The 21130-nt window shown below is 62.3% G+C and carries 14 protein-coding genes; 2 read left to right on the forward strand and 12 right to left on the reverse strand.

Translation table 11 applies throughout. The annotated features are described in order from the left end of the window. Positions 1-98: 98 nt before the first annotated feature. From KJY40_RS14510 to glgA, 12 genes are all read right to left on the reverse strand, one after another. Positions 99-896 (reverse strand): endonuclease/exonuclease/phosphatase family protein, encoded by a 798-nt coding sequence (locus KJY40_RS14510; protein ID WP_230737621.1) that lies wholly within the window; start codon positions 894-896, stop codon positions 99-101. A 91-nt stretch (positions 897-987) separates the two neighbouring features. Further along, positions 988-1749, reverse strand: a complete 762-nt coding sequence (locus KJY40_RS14515; protein ID WP_230737623.1) for a PIG-L deacetylase family protein — start codon at positions 1747-1749, stop codon at positions 988-990. A 181-nt stretch (positions 1750-1930) separates the two neighbouring features. After that, positions 1931-2590: a glycosyltransferase gene (locus KJY40_RS14520; protein ID WP_230737625.1), complete on the reverse strand. Its 660-nt coding sequence runs from the start codon at positions 2588-2590 to the stop codon at positions 1931-1933. Beyond that, entirely contained in the window at positions 2587-3186 is a 600-nt protein-coding gene (locus KJY40_RS14525; RefSeq protein WP_230737627.1) for an SAM-dependent methyltransferase, read from the reverse strand. Before KJY40_RS14525 ends, KJY40_RS14520 begins: the two co-directional genes overlap by 4 nt. Further along, positions 3183-3941 (reverse strand): PIG-L deacetylase family protein, encoded by a 759-nt coding sequence (locus tag KJY40_RS14530; protein WP_230737628.1) that lies wholly within the window; start codon positions 3939-3941, stop codon positions 3183-3185. The genes KJY40_RS14525 and KJY40_RS14530 overlap by 4 nt, the downstream gene beginning before the upstream one ends. Further along, positions 3938-4936 (reverse strand): acyl-CoA dehydrogenase family protein, encoded by a 999-nt coding sequence (locus KJY40_RS14535; protein WP_230737630.1) that lies wholly within the window; start codon positions 4934-4936, stop codon positions 3938-3940. Before KJY40_RS14535 ends, KJY40_RS14530 begins: the two co-directional genes overlap by 4 nt. 1 nt (position 4937) lies before the next feature. Next, positions 4938-7097, reverse strand: a complete 2160-nt coding sequence (glgX, locus tag KJY40_RS14540) for a glycogen debranching protein GlgX (RefSeq protein WP_230737633.1) — start codon at positions 7095-7097, stop codon at positions 4938-4940. A 108-nt stretch (positions 7098-7205) separates the two neighbouring features. Continuing rightward, entirely contained in the window at positions 7206-7538 is a 333-nt protein-coding gene (locus tag KJY40_RS14545; protein ID WP_230737635.1) for a DUF2934 domain-containing protein, read from the reverse strand. A 29-nt stretch (positions 7539-7567) separates the two neighbouring features. Beyond that, positions 7568-10342, reverse strand: coding sequence for a malto-oligosyltrehalose synthase (locus KJY40_RS14550; protein ID WP_230737636.1), 2775 nt, complete (start codon positions 10340-10342; stop codon positions 7568-7570). Continuing rightward, positions 10339-12417, reverse strand: a complete 2079-nt coding sequence (malQ, locus tag KJY40_RS14555) for a 4-alpha-glucanotransferase (RefSeq protein WP_230737637.1) — start codon at positions 12415-12417, stop codon at positions 10339-10341. The genes KJY40_RS14550 and malQ overlap by 4 nt, the downstream gene beginning before the upstream one ends. Further along, positions 12414-14216: a malto-oligosyltrehalose trehalohydrolase gene (gene treZ / locus KJY40_RS14560; protein ID WP_230737638.1), complete on the reverse strand. Its 1803-nt coding sequence runs from the start codon at positions 14214-14216 to the stop codon at positions 12414-12416. Before treZ ends, malQ begins: the two co-directional genes overlap by 4 nt. Before the next feature lie 18 nt (positions 14217-14234). Further along, a complete protein-coding gene (gene glgA / locus KJY40_RS14565) occupies positions 14235-15821 on the reverse strand; it encodes a glycogen synthase GlgA (RefSeq protein WP_230737639.1) in 1587 nt (528 codons plus the stop codon). Between the two features lie 637 nt (positions 15822-16458). Here glgA and KJY40_RS14570 point away from each other — a divergent pair. Both KJY40_RS14570 and KJY40_RS14575 read left to right on the forward strand, forming a co-directional pair. After that, the gene (locus KJY40_RS14570) at positions 16459-20013 is read left to right on the forward strand and encodes a toxin VasX (RefSeq protein WP_321576991.1); all 3555 of its coding nucleotides are present in this window, start codon (positions 16459-16461) and stop codon (positions 20011-20013) included. Continuing rightward, complete coding sequence (locus KJY40_RS14575) at positions 20003-21130, forward strand: SoxR reducing system RseC family protein (RefSeq protein WP_230737642.1); 1128 nt, start codon at positions 20003-20005, stop codon at positions 21128-21130. Before KJY40_RS14570 ends, KJY40_RS14575 begins: the two co-directional genes overlap by 11 nt.

A 21130-nucleotide genomic window follows, 5' to 3' on the forward strand; every position in this document is an offset into this window, starting at 1 on the left:
GGCGCAACGGTTTCAACCTAACAAGTCATCTATGAGCTGCCTACTGTCAGAATTGACAGGTTAATGGGGTGAATCGGCAAAAAAGTGGCGTTTATGCCCTAAATCCGTACTTCGACTGCCAGCGGCAAATGATCCGAGAGATGCGTCCACGGTTTGTTGCCGAGGATCTGCGGGTCATGGCTGCTGGCATTGCGCAGGTAGACGCGGTCCAGACGCAGCAACGGGAAGCGGGCAGGGTAGGTTCTGGCCGGACGACCGTGATGGCGCTCGAAGGCTTCGTGCAGGTAGTCGCGGCGGGCGAGGGCGACGTTGCCCTGCAACTGCCAGTCGTTGAAGTCGCCGGCGATGATTACCGGGGCATCGTCGGGCAGGGATTCGAGCAATTGGCAGAGCAGTTGCAACTGCAATTGCCGATGGCTTTCGAGCAGGCTCAGGTGCACGCAGATGGCATGCACTTCGGCATGCCCCGGTACATCCAGTACGCAATGCAACAGCCCGCGCCGTTCGGGGCCTGTGATCGAGACGTCGAGGTTGCGGTATTCGCGGATCGGGTATTTCGACAACAGGGCGTTGCCGTGATGGCCATCGGGATACACGGCATTGCGGCCGTAGGCAAAATCGCTCCACATGCTGTCGGCGAGGAATTCGTACTGCGAGGTCTGCGGCCATTCGTTGTAGCGGCTGGAATGCCGCTCGTGTTCGCCCACCACTTCCTGCAGAAACACCAGATCGGCCGAAGTGCTGCGCACCGCTTCACGCAGTTCCGGAAGGATGAAACGTCGATTGAGCGCGGTGAAACCCTTGTGTGTATTGACCGTCAGCACCCGCAGGCGATGGATGGCGGACGGGATCGAGGTCTGCGCGTCGACGGCATGACGCTTGGGATCGCTGGACACGTTCACTCCTCTGAATCATGACTGCCTGTTCATGCGACTGATCCGGGCGCGGGCAGTTCACTTTGAGTGGCTGCCCGCGTCCGACCGACCGTCAATCGACGAAGACGATCTCGTAGGGCAGGCGCATGCGTTCGAGAATCGCCTTGGGCAACAACGGCGCGATACCGATGGCCGGTTCACCATTGAGCTGACTGGCGTAGGCATGGGTGGCGTGGCTTTTGCGCGCGACGGTCCAGGTGTCGAGACGCAGCTTGCGCGCCCGATGCCATGGAATCTGCGCCTGATCCCGTTCCGGCCAGTGCCAGGCCCAGACCGGCACGTCGTGGTAGGTCGCGCCGATTTGTTGTGCCGCTTTGGCGCTGGCCCGGCCCACCACCTCATGATCGGCGGTGCCATCTTCGCACCAGGTGCTGAACACAACGTCACCGGGGCGCAGGTAGCGCGCGATGAAATCGATCAGTTGGAATTCCTGATCGAGCAGGGCTTTGTCGGTGAAACCGCCGCGTACCCATTTCAGGCTGTGCATCGGCAAGCCCAGGCGGCGCAGGGCTTCGACGCTTTCCTGCGGGCGGAACACGCTCAGGCGTTTTTCCGACCACTGGCGCGAGCCCGGATGACTGGCGCTGCCATCGGTGATCGACAGTAATTGCAAGGGATGTCCGAGGCTGGAAAGCAGTTGCAGCAGGCCGCCGCAGGTCACCACTTCATCGCCGGGGTGCGGGGCGATGACCACGGCGCGGGCACCAGGCGGGACCAAAGTGTGGGTATTGATGACGGGAATATTGTCGAGCTGCGCGGCACTGTTCCAGATCTGCGCCGGCAGGCCGCTCTCGCTGAGGGATAACGGTTTCATGAGTGATACGTCCTTGTCGTGTCTCGCCCTCAGTCGTACAAGCGCCGGTCTCCAGGCGTGTTCGACCCGTGAAGGCTGGTGGATAGCCCTGCAGCGCTCCGAACCCTGGATTGCTGCGCAGCAGAGTATTGCTCAAGACGCGCAGTTCGTCGCGTCACAGATCAACCTGATCCGCTTTTTTTTATTCAGTCTGTGCCAACTGTCGCAGATAGTCGCCAAAACCGCCGCGTGCGCGATTGTCCAGACGGGCGCTGGTAATGACTTGCGGACGATGGCTCCAGGCAATGCTGGCCCCGGAACGCTCCAGTTGACGCACCAGCTGCACGTCCTCATCGCAGGACAGCGGCTGGAAGCCGCCGGCGCGGACATAGGCTTGCGCGCTGACCCCCAGATTGGCGCCATGGATGTGCCGGTGACCATCGCAGGCCCGGTAATCACGGTGATAGCGAATCTGCGCCGCTTCATCGAATCCGTCCTGCCAGCGGTCAACGGTGACCGTGCCGCACACGGCATCGGTGCCCAGCCCCAGTTGCGCCACCAGCCAGTCTTCGGCGACGCGGCTGTCGGCGTCCGAGCAGGAAATCCAGCGCGCACCGCGTTCAAGCAGTGTTTGCGCACCGATGGCCCGCGCCTGGCCGACATTGCGCGCTTCGATGCTCAAAGCTTGCACCGGGTATTGGCTGACGATGTGTGCCGAACGATCGGTGCAACTGTCGAGCACAACGAGAATTTCCACCGGTTCACCGGCCAGCAGGGAGTTTCCGGCGGCCCTTAGCGCGGCGCGCAAGCAGTCATCGAGCCATTCTTCTTCGTTGTGCGCGGGGATCAGGATGCCAATCATCGCAACCCCTCCAGCGCGGCCACCGAGCGGGGTTCAAGGCTCCAGACTTCCAGCAGGAAGTCCGCCTCCTGATGCAGGGCCAGTCGCGGCAAGTGCAACTGCTCGTGAATCAGGTCGTGAACCTGTCGCGCATTGAGCGGGCAACCTTCGATGGGCGGGCGCCAGTGACAGGCCAGCAATTGTCCGTCCGCCGTCAATGAATCGCTGATGCGCCGGATGACTTCTGTCAGATCCTGCCGGTCGAGGTAGTAGCCGATTTCGCTAAATACAATCAGGTCGAATTTTTCCTCAGGCCAGTCGCTCGGCAAGCGCCCGTGCCGCACCTCGGCATGGTCGAACAGGCTCAGTCGGGTACGCGCCAGATTGGCAGCGCCGGCGCTGGTGTCGCAGCACAACAGCCGATCGCAGCGCTCGGCCAGCGCCGCACTCAGTTCACCGTTGGCGCACCCCGGTTCGAAGATGGCCCGGTAGTGCGGACGGGGCAGGGCCGCCAGGGTCACGAGGCGTTTGCGTTGTTCGTACCAGCGCTGGCGAAATCCCCACGGGTCGTTATTGCCCGCGAACAGGCCTTCGAAGTAGCGATCCTCGACACTCATAGAAAGACCACCTCGAACGGTTGCAGCAGTCGATCGATGACATAGGGCGCGAGCACCGGAGCGAGTCCGGCTTCAGGATCGCCTTCCAGCTGGCTGGCGAACGCATGCACCGCATGACGCTTGCGCGCGACCTGCGCAGGGCTGAGCAAAATTTTGCGCGCCCGTTCCCACGGCACGATGGCGTCTTCCGGGGTTGCCCAGTGCCAGGTCCAGACCGGCAGTTCGTGGCAGATCGCACCCACACGGCGTGCCGCCTCGACGCTGGCGCGGCCGACGGCTTCGTGGTCGCTGTGGCCGTCTTCACGCCAGGTGGTGAAGATCACGTCGTCGGGATGCAGGTAGCGGGTCAGGTATTCGCACAGCATCGATTCGCGCGCGGCGACCTGGGTGTCGGGGAAGCCGCCGCGCAGCCACTGCAACTGGTGCATGGGCAGGCCGAGACGGCGCATGGCTTCGGCAGACTCCTGCGGACGCACCACGCTCAGGCGCTCCACCGGCCAGCGATCCGAGCCCGGATGACTGGCGCTGCCATCGGTGACCGAAATCAGTTGCAGGGTACGTCCCGCCTCAGCGAGCCGTTGCAACAGTCCGCCGCAACCGAGCACTTCATCGTCGGGGTGCGGCGCTATCACCACCGCCCGAGATCCCGGCGGCACCAGATCGAGAATGTCGATGCTGTCCACCGCCGCCAGATGCTGTGAGCCCTGCCATTCGTGCAGGGAAGTTCCCTCGCCGACGATCGGATTGCGCTTCATAGCGCCCAACCCTCGCGCGGTTGCTGAGCGATCAGTTGGCCCAGTGCTGCCAGATCACGCTCGGCGTGGCTCTGGCGCAGATACACCGGCAAGTCGGCTGCCAGACGGGCAAAGTGCGGATCCTTGCAAAACGGCCCGGCGCCGAGGGCCCGACCGGTCTCGCGGATGACTTGCTCGGCGGCGTCCTCGACCACGGCGCGCACGCGGCGGGCCAGCAACTCGGCGTTGTTGTGGGGATGGCTGTCGATGTCCAGAGCGCTGACGCGCAGCGCTTGAGCTGCGCCGTGCAAGGCACTGTCGACGGCGCCGAGGCTGGCCAGCGCATGGGGTTCTTCACGTCGCGCACATTGCTGACGCAAGCGTTCGCCGATCTCCCGCGCGGCGCCGTACCAGCACGCGGCGATGCCGATCCCGCCGTGCCAGAAACCCGGACGTTGCAGGTAGTCGCCGGGGTCGCCAATCGCCTGGGCCTCGACATCATCGAACAGCACCTCGACGCTGCCGGTGGCCGCCATGCCGACCGCTTGCCAGCCTTGATCGGTCACGGTCACACCCGGTTGATCGAGAGCCACGGCCACCAATTGCTGACGATCGTCCTCATCCCACGCCGTGAGCAGGGCGTGACTGAGCACCGCCGCGCCGGAGCACCAGGCCTTGCGCCCGTTCAACCGCACCAGTTGCCCCAAACGGTTGACCCGAACCCGCGCCTGCGGGGGTTCGGCCGCCCACATGCCCCACGTGCTGCCGGGCGTCGGCGAGCCACCGAGCTGCTCGATGATCGCCAACGCATCGGTATGGCCTTCGTAGAGTTTGCACAGGCCCAGATCATGCCCGCCGACCTCGGACAACCGTTGCCAGCGCTCCAGCGTACGGCCGCTGCCGGGCAATGGCAGACGGTCGAGGCCGGCTTCGACCATTTCCCGCAGACCCGTGCCGAGGGCAGCCGTGTCGCGGTAATCCGGGGTGTGCCGTGAGAGATAGCCGGGCAAGTCCATGTCAGTCCTCTTCGTCACGTTGCAGTTCGAACAGCAGCAGCGAGCGCCCGGTAACCGAGTACTCGTGACCGAACGTGAAGCGTTCCTGCCCGCGGATCGATGGCTGATTGGTGTCGATCATGCAGGTCCAGAAACTGCCTTCAGGCACTTCCGGCAAGGTGAAGTTGACGATGTCGTGATGTGAATTGACCACCAGCAGCAGCGTGGCGTCGGCACCCTTGCGGCGGATCCCGGTTTCCTGGGCGCGACCGTCGAGCAACATGCCCATGCAGCGGTTGTGCGCGTCATGCCAGTGTTCGGTGGTCATCTCGGTGGCGTCCGGCGCGAGCCAGGTCACGTCCTTGACCCCGATGTCCTCGTTGTATTCGCCGACCAGAAAACGCCCGCGTCGCAGGATCGGGTAGGCCAGGCGCAACTTGATCAGGCGTTTGACGAATTTCAGCAGCGCCTTGCCGTCCTCGCTCAGGTCCCAGTTGACCCAGCCGATTTCGCTGTCCTGGCAGTAGGCGTTGTTGTTGCCGTCCTGGGTGCGGGCGAATTCGTCGCCGGCTACCAGCATCGGCGTGCCTTGGGACAAGAGCAGGGTGGCGAAGAAATTGCGCATCTGCCGATGGCGCAGCGCATTGATTTCCGGGTCGTCGGTGGGGCCTTCGACGCCGTGGTTCCAGGACAGGTTGTTGTTGCTGCCGTCCTGATTGTTTTCGTCGTTGGCCTCGTTGTGCTTGTCGTTGTAGGACACCAGATCGTTGAGGGTGAAGCCGTCGTGGGCGGTGACGAAATTCACCGACGAATACGGCCGACGACCGCGCTGGTTGAACATTTCCCCGGAGGCGGTCATGCGGCTGGCGAAGTCGGCGAGCTGGCCGTCGTCGCCTTTCCAGAACGCGCGCACGGTGTCGCGGAACTTGTCGTTCCACTCGACCCAGCCCGGTGGGAAGTTGCCGACCTGATAACCGCCGGGGCCGCAGTCCCAGGGCTCGGCGATCATTTTCACCTGACGCAGCACCGGGTCCTGGCGGCAGGCCACGAGGAAGCTGTGGCGTTCATCGAAACCGTCGTGATAGCGACCGAGAATGGTCGCCAGGTCGAAACGGAAGCCGTCGACGTGCATTTCGCTGGCCCAGTAGCGCAGCGAGTCGGTGACCATTTGCAGCACGCACGGGTGGCTCAGGTCGAGGGTGTTGCCGGTGCCGGAATCGTTGATGTAGAAGCGCTTGTCGTCCGGCATCAAGCGGTAGTACGAAGCGTTGTCGATCCCGCGCATCGACAGGGTCGGGCCTTGCTCGTTGCCCTCGGCGGTGTGGTTGTAGACCACGTCGAGAATGACTTCGAGATTGGCGTCGTGCAGGTGCGCGACCATTTCCTTGAACTCGGCAATCTTGCCGCTGGCCAGGTAGCGCGGGTCCGGGGCGAAGAACGCGATGCTGTTGTAGCCCCAGTAATTGGTCATGCCCTTGTGCAGTAGGTGCTGGTCGTTGACGAAGGCGTGGATCGGCAACAACTCAACGGTCGACACGCCCAGTTTGCGGATATGTTCCAGCACATCGTCAACCATCAACCCGGCAAACGTGCCACGCACGTTCTCCGGCACCGAAGGGTGGCGCATGCTGATGCCGCGCACGTGGGTCTCGTAAATGATGGTCTTGTCCCACGGCACGCTGACGCGATGGTCGTGGCCCCAGGTGTGCGCCGGGTCGATGACTTTGCACTTGGGGACGAAGGGCGCGCTGTCGCGCTCGTCGAAACTGAGGTCGGCGTCCGGGTGGCCGATGGTGTAGCCGAACAGCGCTTCGGACCATTTCAACTGACCGACCAGTTGTTTGGCGTACGGGTCGATCAGCAACTTGTTGTGGTTGAAGCGGTGGCCGTTGGCCGGGTCGTACGGGCCGTAGACCCGGTAGCCGTAGATCAGCCCCGGATGCGCATCAGGCAGGTAGCCGTGGTAGATCTCGTCGGTGTATTCCGGCAGCTCGATGCGCTCGAGTTCGACTTCGCCGGCATCGTCGAAAATGCACAGTTCGACCCGGGTGGCGTTGGCGGAAAACAGCGCGAAGTTCACCCCCAGACCATCCCAGGTCGCGCCGAGCGGGAAGGGCAGGCCTTCACGGATGCGCGAGGGTTCGGCGTGCGCGGCGGGCTCGGCTTTCTTTGGACGGGTCATAGGTGCTCCTGCAAAAAAATCGGGGATGGGCATTTTTCGAGGACGAGTGCGCCCTCGGTGGCGGGCTAACCCGCCACACGGTCGTTCAGTTCAACGGTTCGGGACGCGTCAGACCGCCGGCGGCTTGCGCGGCGCGCGGGGCTTTTTCTCGGTGGCTTTTTCGCCCGGGGGAATGACCTTGGCGGCACTGGCAGGCTTGGCCTTGGCCGTCGTCGCCTTGGGCTTGGCGGCGGGCGTCTTGCTGTCGACGGCTTTGCTGGAGGCGGTCTTGCCGGCGGTTTTACTACCGGCAGCCTTGGGCGATTTTTTCGGTGCCAGCGCCTCGGATTCGGCCAGTTTGCGCGCCATCTCCCAGTGGCGCGATTCCTGGCCTTCGGGTTTGCCTTCTGATTCCCAGATCTGATAGGCGAATTCGCGGATGCGTTTATCGTCGGTACTCATCGCAATGCTCCTGGACTGAACTCATGCTGCTAGACGTGTTGGATAAGCAGATTGACCGGGAAATCCCCCAGCGCGGCGCTGACGTGCAGCTCCCTGTTTTTTGTGACTGCGGTGCTCGAAAAAAGTCCCTTCAGATTTTCGTCAGAGGCGTCGAACGGTAAAACCACCCGTGTATCGCCCCAGCGCAGCGCATCGACCATGGGTAGGGCACTGTTTTCCAGCAGTGTTGCGCAACGGATCGGCACGATCACGATGACCCGTTGCCCCCCATGCTCGCGGGCAAACGCGAGCACGTTGTGCGCCTGGCTGCCCAGCACCTCGAGGGCCTGGTACGAACCGCGGCGGAACAATTCGCTGTGTTCGGTGCGCAACAGCAGCACCTGGGCGATCAAGTCCTGCTTGATTCGCCCGTCCCGCCAGCCCGACAGCAGTTCCGGCACGGGCGTTGCCGTCAGGGTCTGTTCGCGCCGGCCGTAGTCCACCGGCCGGCGGTTGTCCGGATCGACCAGACTGAAATCCCAATACTCGTTGCCCTGATACAGATCCGGCACGCCCGGCACCGTCATGCGCAGCAAGGTTTGCGCCAGACCGTTGAGCGCCCCGGCCGCAGCGATGCTGTTGACGGTCTTGGCCAGCGCCCCGCGCAGCAGTTCGCCTTCGGGGGCCAGCAGCAATTGTTCGGTGAACGCTTGAGCGGCGTTTTCGTACGCCTCGTTCGGCGCGCTCCAGCTGCTTTGCAGCTTGGCTTCGCGCAGGGCTTTCTGCTGCCACTGCCAGACACGTTTGGCGTAGTCGGCGAAACCGGCCTGATCGTCGTCGCGCAAATCCAGTGGCCAGCTGCCGAGCAGCGCCTGATAGAGGATCAATTCGTCCGCCGACGACGGCAGTTGATCGTCATGGCGCAGCGGGCGGGCGAGGGCGCGCCACAGCTCGACCTGCTCGGCGTACCAGTGGCTGCGTTCGCTGAGCACGGCCAGCCGCGCGCGGGTGTCTTCGCCGCGTTTGTGGTCGTGGGTGGCGGTGGCCAGCAGGTTGTCCGGGAAGCTCGCCAGCCGTTGCTGGTTTACCGCGTGAAAGTCGCTGACCGGCGCGCTGAACTGCTCGGTGTTGTAGCCGACGTCATTGCGCGACAGCAGCACCGCCGAGCGATACAGCGCGGTGTCTTCCACCGCTTTGGCGGCGGCCGGCGAGGTGAGTTGCTGAAAGCGTACACAGGCATGCTTCAGGATCTTGCGCGAACGGCCACGGGGTTTGCGCCGCCACGGCTGGCCGCCAAGCCAACCGGCTACGGAGTCCAGCACTGGCCAATCGGCTTCGCTCAATGTCTGCCGTGCCCCGTCCATGGCCTGCTGGAAAAACACTTCATCCCGCGCCGAACGACCCATCGGGGTGATGTAAGTGCGATAGACCGGGAAGTGCACGATCAGCGCCTGCAACACCCGGCGGATCGAGCCGAGCGTGAGGTCGCGGGTCATCAGGTCATCGCGCGCCACTTGCAGCAGGGCCTGGGCGACGCTTTCGCAATCGCTGGCCAGCGAGCCGTTGAGGATCTGCTGGCGCGCCAGTTGCGCTTCTTCGATAAACGCAGAGGGGCGTTCGGTGCGGCGTTTCCACAAATCGCCCAGCACATGTTCGCCGTCCGGATCGTGTTGCAGCAGCGACAGCTGGTTCATGAATTCGTAGCCGGTGCTGCCGTCCACGGACCAGTCGGTGGGCAGGGTTTCGCCGTCGCCGAGGATCTTCTCGACGTAGATCGGCAAATGTCGGCCCTGTGCCAGGTGGTCGAGGCGGCGGCGCAGTTTGCGGCAGTAGCTGCGCGGGTCGGCGAGGCCGTCGATGTGGTCGATGCGCAGGCCGTCGATCAGGCCTTCGCCGATCAACTGGAAAATCTTGCCGTGGGTGGCCTCGAACACCGCCGGGCGCTCGACGCGTAAACCGCCGAGTTCGTTGATGTCGAAGAAGCGCCGCCAGTTGATGTCGTCCGCTGCCGTGCGCCAGCTCGCCAGGCGATAGCTTTGCCGCTCCAGCAACTGGTGCAGGCGCTGAAAACCGTCTTCGGTCTTCGAATCGTAGTGGGTCAGGTTGCGCTGGATGGTTTGCAGGATGTGCGGGTCGCTGACCAGTTGCTGAAGCTCTTCCTTGAGCGGGATGGCTAGTGAGCGGGCGTCGGTCTGATAACTGAGGGCGCTGAAGCGGTCGGCGAGGGCCTTGAGCGCTTCGTTGGGGTTGTCATCGGATCTGAGCAGTTCGCCGTAATCGCCGGGGCAGATCGGGAAGTGATGTTCGTAATGCTCGACGTGGAAGGTGCCGCTCTCGGCGTTGAACACCAGCGGCAAGGTCGCGTCCTGTAGCGCGACGCCGTAATCGCTGCCGAGAAACGGCAACAGCAACTGGCCTTCCATCAACGGGTCGGGGGAGTGCCATTGAATGTCGAAGAACTCACCGTAGGGGCTGAGGCGTCCCCATTCCAGCAGGTCGAGCCACCACGGGTTGTCGCCGCCACCGACCGCCATGTGATTGGAGACGATGTCGAGGATCAGCCCCATGCCGTGCTCGCGCAGGCTGGCGACCAGACGGCGCAAGGCCGGCTCGCCGCCGAGCTCCGGATTGACCCGGGTCGGGTCGACTACATCGTAGCCATGCATCGAGCCCGCGCGGGCGGCGAGCAGTGGCGAAGCATAAACGTGGCTGATGCCGAGTCGGGCGAAGTACGGCACCAGCGGCACCGCCTGATCGAGGGTAAAACCGCGATGAAATTGCAGGCGGACCGTGGCGCGCAATGTCTGGATAGGCCATGCACTCATCGGTCACGCTCGGCTGCCTGAAGACGCGCACAAGCCAGCAGTTCCAGCCGCCGTGCGGCGTCGACGCCATCGAGCAGCGCCTCGCTGGTGCCCGGCAAGCGGCGCGACCAGTTCGGGTGGGTGTCGATGGTACCGGGCAGGTTGGCCTGTTCGTCGAGGCCCAGCGCATCTTCCAATGGCAACAGCACCAGCGGCGCGCGGGTGTGGCCGAGGAAACGCACCGCGGCGTCGACTACCTGATCGGCTTCGTGGGATTCCTCGCGAAAGTTTTGCGGGTCCTGGCTCAAGGCGCCGCGCAGGCCTTCACGCTCGCGTTCGCGGTAGCGGCGCCAGTCGATTTCGCCATTGGCATCGATCAGCCCGAGCCGCGCGTTCCAGTCGATGTCACGACCATGCCACCAGCCGTTGAGTGTCGGCAGATCGTGGGTGCTGGTGGTGGCGAGGGCGTTGTCCGGCCAGTCGAGGATCGGCTTGAAATGGGTGTTGTCCTGCTCGAACAACAGCACGCGCATGCCGAGCATGGCCCGGGCGATGAGTTTTTCCCGCAGGCCATCGGGCACGGTGCCGAGGTCTTCACCGAGCACGATCGCCTGATGGCGATGGGATTCGAGGGTCAGCAGACGCAAAAGGTCATCGACCGGGTAATACAGGTAGGCGCCGTCCGCCGGGACCGCGCCGTTGGGGATCACCCACAACCGTTGCAGACCCATGACGTGGTCGATGCGCAACCCGCCGGCATGGGCGAAGTTGGCGCGCAGCATGTCGATGAACGCGCGAAAACCGTTGCGCACCAGACCTTCCGGGGAAAACGCGGAAATGCCCCAGCCCTGTCCGGAGCGATTGAGAATGTCCGGCGGGGCGCCCACGGTCAGCGAGGCCAGCAGTTCATCCTGAAAACTCCAGGCCTGGCTGCCGGCACCGTCGGCACCCACCGCCAGGTCGGCGATCAGGCCGATGCCCATGCCGGCGCTGCGGGCGGCGGTCTGGGCGCGCTCCAGGCAGCGGTGGATCAGCCATTGGCAGAACGCGAAGTAGCTGATGCGCTCGGCGTATTCCTCGGCAAACGCGCCGAGGGCAGCGCCGCGCGGGTCGTGCCAGTGCTCGGGCCATTGGCGCCAGTCGAGGCTTTCGCCACGGGCGGCGCGCATTTCCTGGATGGCTTCAAAGCGGCAATGGTTTTCCAGCGCTTCGCCACCGGCATCGCGGAAGCTGGAGAAGTCTGCCTGCAACGGGTTTTCGCCGCTGATAAAACCGTCGTACAAGGCTTGCAGCAGTTTCAGTTTGGCCTCGGCGGCTTTCGGCCAGTCGATCAGTTTCAGGTTTTCCAGTTGTTCGAACTGATCGGTCAGGCCGGCCGCGTCAATCGCATCGCGCAGTGCGCGTTCGCCGAGGATCGCGCCGGGTGCGGCGTACAGCGCATTGAGAAACAGCCGACTGGACGGCGAGTAGGGGCTGTAGCGCCCGGTGTCAGCGCTGAACATCGCGTGCAGCGGGCTGATCGCCAGGGCATCGGCGCCGCGCTCGCCGGCCACCCGGGCCAGTTCCTCCAAAGCCTGGGTGTCGCCGAAACCGCCATCGCCGGGGCGGCGCAAACCATATAGCTGCACGCTCAGGCCCCATGCGCGGGGGATCGGACTGTCCACCGCGTCACCCACGCTGAAGCAGCGCTCCGGTGCCACGGCGAGGGTGAATTGTTGATCGGCGATGTGTACTTGCTGGTAGCCGACCGGAATCTCGCCGGGCAACACGGCCTCGGCATCCAGCTTCAGGCTCAGGCGCGAGCCGTCTTCCAGGTGAATCTCGCAAGGGGTTTCGGGTTCGAAATAACGGGCCAGATCCACGCCCACGCCAGCGTCGGCGGTGAGCAGTGGAGGCAGATGGCGATTTTCCTGTACCTGTTGCAGTTCGAGCAGACTGGCGTCGATTTCCTGGGCCGTTCCGGCCGGGTGACCGAGGCCGGTCAGCACATTGCGCAGCACGGCCGGGGCGACTTTTTGCTGGCGGCCATTGGCGTCGATCCAGTCGACGGCGAGGCCGGCTCGGCTGGCGAGAATTTCCAGTTGCGCATCGCTCATAGGCGCTCTCCATCCAGGGGTGGCAAAGGGGTTGCGGCCGTGAGGCTGACGAGCGCGCAATACGGGGGCAGTTGCCCCTCATCCGACAGGCCGGCGGTTGAGGGCTGGCGGACCAGCCACACCGATTCGGCCTGTGGAAGGTTGACCACTGGCGTGTCGCCGAGGTTCAGGTCGATTCGCAGCTCGCTGCCATCGCCCAGCCGCCAGCGTGCGCTGACGGCGCCATGGCCCAGTACGTGGGCGCCGAGAGCCTGCGTGCCGGGCAAATGCGGAATGATGTATTGATGGCGCAATTGCAGAAGCTGGCGATACAGCGCCAGTGTTGCCTGCTGATTCGGGGTGCCGCTGCCGATGAGGCGTGGTTGCGAGGCGTGAAAGGTTTGCTCGGCGTTGGGGTCGGGAATCTGCTCGCGCTTGTGCGGATCGGTGAAGGCACTGAACGCCGCAAACTCGTTACGCCTACCTTCGCGAACCAGCTTGGCCAATTCGCCGTGGTGGCTGGTGAAGAACAGGAACGGTTGCTCGGCGGCAAACTCGTCGCCCATGAACATCAGCGGAATCATCGGCGACAGCAGCAACAGCACTGTGGCGGCTTGAAGCGCGCGTGGGTCGGCCAGTTGATGCAGGCGTTCGCCAAAGGCGCGGTTACCGATCTGGTCGTGGTTCTGCAGGAACAGCACGAACGCGGTGGAGGGCAGATGCTCGCTTGGCTCGCCACGGGGTTCGCCGTGACGGGTGATATGACCCTGAAACACGAAACCCTGGCTCAGGCAGCGGGCCAGTTGTTCGGTGGGTTGCTCGGCGTAGTCGGCGTAATAGGCGTCGGTCTCGCCGGTCAGCAGCACATGTAGGGCGTTGTGACCGTCATCGTTCCACTGGGCGTCGTAGGCGTCTTCCAGCAGGCTGGCCTGATTGTGTTCGTTCTCCACGGTCAGCCAGACGTGGCGGGTCGGGTCGATCTGCTGACGGACGCGGCGGGCGAGTTCCTGGAGGAAATCCGGGTCCTCGATGGCGTGCACCGCGTCCAGGCGCAGGCCGTCAAAGCGGTATTCCAGCAGCCACATCAGTGCGTTTTCGACGAAGAAGTCCCGCACTTCGCGACGACGAAAGTCGATGGCCGCGCCCCACGGCGTGTGTTTGTCTTCGCGGAAAAAGCCCTTGGCGTAGCGATGCAGGTAATTGCCGTCGGGGCCGAAGTGGTTGTAGACCACGTCGAGAATCACCGCCAGGCCATAACCGTGGGCGCTGTCGATTAAATGTTTGAGTTGTTCCGGCGTGCCGTAACTGGCCTGCGGCGCGTAGTGCAGTACGCCGTCGTAGCCCCAGTTGCGATCGCCGGGAAACTGCGCGATCGGCATCAGTTCGATGGCGGTGATGCCCAGCCCGGCCAGACGCGCCAGATGCTGCTCGACTTCGGCAAACCCGCCGAGCGCACCGACATGCAATTCGTAGATCACCGCCTCATTCCAAGGCCGGCCGTGCCAGGTGGTGTTGCGCCAGGAATAGAGATGCGGATCGACCACCACGCTGTGGCGGTCGAGGTCACCGTCCTGCGCCCTGGAGGCCGGGTCGGGCACCTCCAGTTCGCCATCGACATTAAAACGGTAGCGGCTGCCGGCGGGGCAACGGCTCTTGATGACAAACCAGCCTTCGCCCTGCGGCAGCATCGGCAGGGACTGACCGTTGTCCAGCTCGACGCTGACGTAAAACGCATCCGGCGCCCACAACGCGAATTGCGTGTGGTCGGCATCCAGCAAGATCGCGCCGTGGGGCCAGCTTTCAGGTGTCCGTGACGGCATCGTTGAAAACCTCCCTGGTTATTTGTGGTGCGTTTTACCCAGCGCCTTGGCCACCAGTTGTTCGTAGAGTTCGGCGTAGGGTTCGACCGCCTTGCACCAGTTGAACGGCGCGGCCATCGCCCGGCAACGCATGGCGTGCAGCAGGTCCGGGAAAGCAAACACCTTGAACGCGCGGCTCAGGGCTTCGCGGTAACTGTCTGCGGTCGATTCGTTGAACAGGAACCCGGTGACGCCGTTTTCAATGGTGTCGGCCAGCCCGCCGGTGTTGCGTGCTACCGGCAGCGAGCCGAAGCGCTGGGCGTACATCTGGCTCAGACCGCACGGTTCATAACGCGATGGCATCAGCAGGAAATCGCTGCCGGCGAACATCCGCCGGGCGTCGGTTTCATTAAAGCCGATACGCACGCCGATCTGGCCGGGGAAGCGTAGCGCCAGTTCGCGCATGGCCTGTTCTTCTTCGGGTTCGCCACGGCCGATGATCGCGATCTGGCCACCGTTCTGAACGATGTATTCCGAGACGGCTTCGGTCAGGTCCAGGCCTTTTTGATAGACCAGGCGCGAGACCACGGCAAACAGCGGGCCTTCGGAGTCCTGCAGACCGAACAGTTCGCGCACGTGGGCGGCGTTGACCGCTTTGCCTTCCCAGTCGCCGATGGCAAACGGTGCAAACAGATGTGGATCGGTGGCAGCATCCCAGCTTTCATCGATGCCGTTGGGGATGCCGCTGAGCAAGCCTTGCTGGGTCTTGGCGGCGAGAAAACCGTCGAGACCGCAGCCGAAGTCCGGGGTGGTGATTTCCTGCGCGTAGGTGGCGCTGACCGTGGTGATGTGGCTCGAATAGGCCATGCCGGCCTTGAGGAACGACATCTTGCCGTAGAACTCCATGCCTTCCTGTTGCAGGGCATGGGCGGGAATCCCGAGCTCCGGGCACGAGCCCAGGCTGGTCACGCCTTGATAAGCGAGGTTGTGAATGGTGAACAGGGTCGGCGTGCGTTGCCCGCGCCAGTGCATGTAGGCAGGCGCCAGCCCGGCGGGCCAGTCGTGGGCGTGCACCAGATCCGGGCACCAGTGGATTTGTGCGAGGTTGGCGGCGATATCGGCAGCCGCCAGGCCCAGACGGGCGAAGCGGATGTGGTTGTCCGGCCAGTCGCGGCCGTTGTTGGCGCCATACGGGCCGCCGTCACGGGCGTAGAGTTCAGGGCAGATCAGCACATAAATCACCAGACCGTCGGGCATGTCCATGCGCCCGATCTTGCAGGGCGGCAGCGCGGCGTGGCCACCCAGTTCGCCGATGATGTGGATCGGATTCTCGCTGTTCATCACTTGCGGGTAACCGGGGATCAACACCCGGACGTCATGCAGGTGCGCCATGGCGCGGGGCAGGGCGGCAGAAACGTCTCCCAGACCACCGGTCTTCACCAGATCGGCGATTTCCGAGGTCACAAACAACACTTTCTTCTTGTTGGGGTTCTGACTGGCCACTGGCGTCAGCGTCTTGGTGCCCGGGACGATGATCGACCGGCTGCCGGGAACGCTTACGGTGCTCGATTCACCCATCGGCTGATGAGCCCGTTCTCCCTGAATATCCAATGCCGCACTGATCATATGAATCTCCCGTTTTGTTGATCTGATTCTTGTCTTGAACAAGCGATGTCCATGGCCAAGTCCTGTGGCCGGGCGCAAACGCGCCACGCATCGGTGAGCAAACGCTACCCAACACGCGCAAGCAGAATGGGTGAAGAGGCCGTTGCAAGGAATGAACCAGTCGCTTTGGCCCTGTCTTTCAGATGACCCGCCGCGATCAGCAAAAGTTTCGACAAAATTTCCACTTTGTGACCGGCCGGTTTTACCCCGCGAAAACCAGTCTAGGCCAGATCCTAGAGCGGGCCAGGGCAATCGGATGAATTGTTCGACAATCTGTTGCGGGCTCACGAAAACCGTGGCTTCGGGAGGGGGTACGCCCCGACGAAGTGCATGTCTGGCGGGATCGATGACGCAAAATGGTGACCGACAGGTCACGATTCCGGGCGCCGGGAAAGTGCGCGCGCACTGTTGCGGTGCGGGCAGTTTATTGCCGTGTTGTTCATTTTCAGAGACGCATCCTACAGAAAGCTTGGAAGCGTCTGACTGCGCTTGACCGCGAAGCCCTGCAAAGTCCTGTGTCTGGACAACACTAGGATCCGTGAATGCTTACTGCCGCTCACTCAGTCGTCATCAGAGGGGGCACCCCGGTGTCGTGCCCATGACCCATCCCGCCATTCTCGACGCTGCCGCCGCCTCGAAAGCCCCCATCGTTGCGCCCGCGGCTTGCGCGCTGCAACAAACCCATGTGCAACTGCTGCCGTTGAGCTACGGCCTGGTGGAAAGAGCGTTCGATCCGGGCACCGAATTGAAATTGCCGTACACCTTGACCGCGCGCCCGCTGGGCATCCGTCGTCTGCGTGATGGCTGGCTGTACATCATCGACAGCCTCAGCGGCGAGTTGTACGAATACCGAATGCTCGACGGTATCGTCACGGCGCTGCTGCATCAGGGCAAACAGGTCAGCGAGGATCAGCGCGCAGCGATTGAAGAGCGTCCGGCGCTGATCTTTCCCCGGCAAAGTACGTTGTACGTGACCTTTGCCGAGGTGCAGTGGACGGCAAGCAAATGCCATCAGGTGCTGGACAGCCGCGAAGAGCGCAACCATTTCATGCAGGCGGTCGATCTTGCACCGGTGAATTGTCTGACCGGTGGCGAGCATTTGCTCACCGTCGAGCAGACCCGGCAGTGGCTGGCGGAAGTGGCGGCGGGGGCCGAGCCGGTTGCCGATGCGGACGCGACGCGGATGCCCACCGTGCAGGTCAGCGACGCCCCCGAGCACGAGCGTGAACCTTATCTGTGGGAGCAACCCCGGCGCTTTCGCGAGGCGCACATCGGCGAATTCCTCGGCCGGGTGCGCGGGCCCTATCAGGACGACACGCTGTTTCTGCTGGTCAACGACGATCTGGGCGTGATGCGCGATCTGGCCGAGTATCAGGACACCGTGGTCGGCTGGGTCGATGCGTGGAGCAACACCGGCAACAACGCGCGCGATTATCTGCTCGCCAGCTACATCGAGTCGCTGAGCCAACTGAGCGGCGCCGATGTCGGCGAATTGGCCAAGGCCAGCGAACAGCCGCAGGTCAAAGCCCTGTTTGCCGATCTGGAGCAGTTGCCCGAGCCGGATCGCGAGAATACGCGCAAGGCGTTGCTCGATTACCTGAACAAGGGTGGGGAGATCCAGGCCGATGGGCCGGCGCCGCCCGAACTGCAAAAACTGCGCGCTCAGAGTTTTGATGACGGCATGGGACAGAATCGTCTGGCCCCTACGGCAGAGGTGGATCGGCGTTTTTATACCCGCCAGTACTTCGAAGCCGTTGCCCCCGAGGACTTTGTCGAACAGCATCTGGAGACGCTGATCCGCCTCGGCAAGGATCAGGATCGGCGCATCAAGGACGTGCTCGACGGCCCGCTGCTCAGCGGCAAACGCGGGGTCAACGACCTGATCGACCGCCCGGCGATGGACGAGCGACTGAACCTGTTGCGTGACGACCTCGGTCGCTGGAACCGCCTGCTCGAACGCATCACCGCCGACCGCACGCAACTGCTGGTCGCCGGACGCTTCCATCGTTCGGCCTGGTACTACGACGCGCAAGTGGCGGCGCAACTCCATCAAGCCTTCAGCGCCGAATACGCCTGCCTCAAGGACCTGTGCCGCAGCGATGAAGCAAGCGAACAAATGCTCGGCTATCTGGAGGAACACCCGGAACTGACCCGAACCGTCTTCTACACCTTGCCGCTGCGCCTGCAATCGGAGCAGAGCGGGCAATACTCGACGCTGTTCAACGCTCTCATGGCCACGTTCAACAACCTGCCGGACTGGCTGGCCAAACTGAAAATGATCGAACAACCGCAACTGCCGGCCCTCGACGACATGCCCGAACACACCCGCGTCATCGCGGCGGCGGTGCAGGACACTTACAGCCCGGCATTGAACCTGGGCTTGAACCGTGTGCTGGAAGGCTTCGACCTGTCGGGCGAGAAAATCCCCGACCTCGACGAACTGTTCCAGCGCCTGCCCAAAGCACTGCGCCTGCGCCTGTTCGACGCGGCGAAAACCAGCGGCGTGACCTTCACCGTCGCCAGCCCCGCAGAGCAGTCCGCGCTGCAAACGGCGATCAAGGAGGTTCTGCGCGAACGCGAATACCTCATGACCCTCAACCGCGAACGCAACCAGATCACCCACAACAAGAATCGTCAGGGGCACAAGACCCCACGGGCGATGGAGTTGCAGGAAGAAATTGTGCGGGTGCGGGCTCAATTGACGCAGATCGAAGGGCGATTGGCGGCAGCGTTAAGCCCGATTGAAGAACTGCCGGATCGCTCGGCCCGGTTGTACGGCGCGACGCCTGCAAGGGCAGGGGTGACGGTGGTGTTTCCGCCGGCGCAGCAGCAGGAACTGCGCGGGTTGTTGGGGAATATCCGGGCGGGATTGGGCGGGGTGTCGGCGGGGAGTCTGGTGAAGACGGAAGGGATGGGGTTGGTGGTGGTTTTGGTGCAGGTGGTGAATTTGGTGGGGGCAGCAAAGGAGCTGAAAAAACAGTCCAGAAACGAACGGAGCTGGGGGCCGGTTTTGAATGCATTGATGGCCACCGGTGCTGCTGGGTTCACGGCGGCACAAAGTTTGGGTGATACGGCATTGAAAGCTAGGGGCACGGCGCTTGTTGCTGGGCTTCAGCATCATGCCTTGCAGAACGTGCATGTGCAGATGGGGAAGTTACATATTGGACTGGGAGGTCTTACATACTTTCTAGGATTTTTAACTTCGTTCTCCAACCTAAAGAATCAGCTTAAAAGTTGGCAGCAGGCAATTCGTAGTGGAAATATTGCAGCCGAGAGGAGCGCGGCTTTAGCCACAATCGGCGCAACTGGCATGACAGCGGTTAACTCTTACGGGTTGGGTCATACAGTTCACGCTGGGTACAACGTACTGGCTGCGGAAAACACTTCGGCACGAAGAGCTGCTTGGGCAGCAGCCGGCACACGCCTTTCTACCGTGTTTTTCCGCTTCAACTTGGCAGGGGCGTTATTCACAGTTCTGGAATTCAGCGGCACTTGGCTGTTCAACCGCTATAACCTTAGCGCTCACGACAAATGGCTGAAAATCACGCCATGGAGCACGGATGCCGAAATGCGCGGTGATCACTCACTGGAAAACTATCAAAGCTATCTGGCCTTTCTGATCCATGCGCCGTATGCGCAACTTGGCCCAAATTCGTACGATTCCTGGTTGAAAAACCTGTTGTTCAAAGCCAAACCCAGCGATATCCACTTGGTGCTACCAAGACTGACGTTGAGTGATCTCCTGCCTCCTTTGGGTGGTAAATCGAAGATTCAATTAGGCATCGGTGCTCACCGTATTTCCATTCCCCTGCACAGTCGAGGAGTGCCACAAGAGCGCAAGGAAGTGATCAGCGATCAGGTTTTAAGTAGCCTGCGCATCGTCAAGTCAACGCCCGAGGGACTGGTGCTTTGTCTACAGTACCCGGTGGACCCTGATTCCGAGTTCACTCCCGCGAAGGAAATGTTGGAGCTGGCAGTTTGCATTCAAAAAATGAGTGATAAAGGCGAGTGGATGTCTCGAACTCGCGTCATACATCTAGACCCGAAGGGTGAGGGGCATTTCGCTGTTGTCGCAGCTCAACTAGTCAAGGGGAATCCGCCCATGCTACTGGTTGAAGCACAATTTCTGGAGCAGGCCGATCATGCTGAATAATCGCGATAAGTTAGATATGCCGCAGCCTGAAAAGCCCAGAGAAACAGGCGATATCGAGCCGTTTCCGAGTGGGAAAATTACTTATGTCTCTCCGCTGCCATTACCAACACTAATGCCACCTTACGGTCCGCATATTGGTGAGCTGAATGATGGGTATATGGACTTTGGATTGGGAACTCCTCAAGTCTTTATGTGGCAAGTTACTGTTGGACTGCCATTCAGTGGAATGTTTTTGGTCGCATTCTTATTTCCGCTTATTGGCGGTTTCATATTCCTTTTATTTGGCATGGGCTGGGATGATATTTCTCACGCAATGAAGGGTATTTTCGATGAATCGTTTGGACTCGCTTTGTTAGGCGGCTTTTGGGCTCTTTCCATTTGTCTTGGAGTCTGGCACCACAACCACAAGAAACGCGCCTCAATCATTCCCACCCGATTCAACCGCCAACGCCGCGAAGTCTGCTTCATGCCCGAAGGCGCCACCGAACCGGTCTTCGTCCCCTGGGAGTCCCTCTCCGCCTGGATCATCGAAGCCCAGGGCGCGACCCAATACGGCATCCACCGCCAATACGGCATGGGCATCGGTTTCTACGAAGGCGAAACCCTCACCAGCCTCGAATTCCAATGCGCCGGCCTGCCACTCGCCATCAGCCATTGGGAAGCCATTCGCGGCTACATGGAATACGAAATCCACGACCTCAAATCGATCCAGGATCTGCAAGACCTGCAAGGCCCCGACGACCCACCCCACGAAGGCCTGCACACCTTCCGTAATGCCCGAGCGCGCATGCATCAGCAGATCCGCGACGGTTCACGTACTCGGCTGTCGGGTTTCTTCTGGTACCTCTATCACGTCATGACCTTGTGGACGATTCCCAATCATCTCGTCGAATGGGAAGTGCGCCGTCTCGAACGGATCGGCAAGCAAGCGCTGCCCGAGGCCATGCGCCAATGGTCGGAACCGCTGCCGGAGGATCAATGGGCCAAGCCGAGTGAAGAGTTGCTGCGGCTGAGCGAGCAAGTACGCCAACTGCAAAAGCGCCAGCCGCGTCGGCCGATCACCGAGATTTTTGCCGAGGTGCAGCGCACGGCTCCAACTAGCAGTCGCCGCGCATGA

Origin of the sequence: Pseudomonas fitomaticsae, from assembly GCF_021018765.1 — a bacterium.
GTDB classification, from domain to species: Bacteria; Pseudomonadota; Gammaproteobacteria; order Pseudomonadales; family Pseudomonadaceae; genus Aquipseudomonas; species Aquipseudomonas fitomaticsae.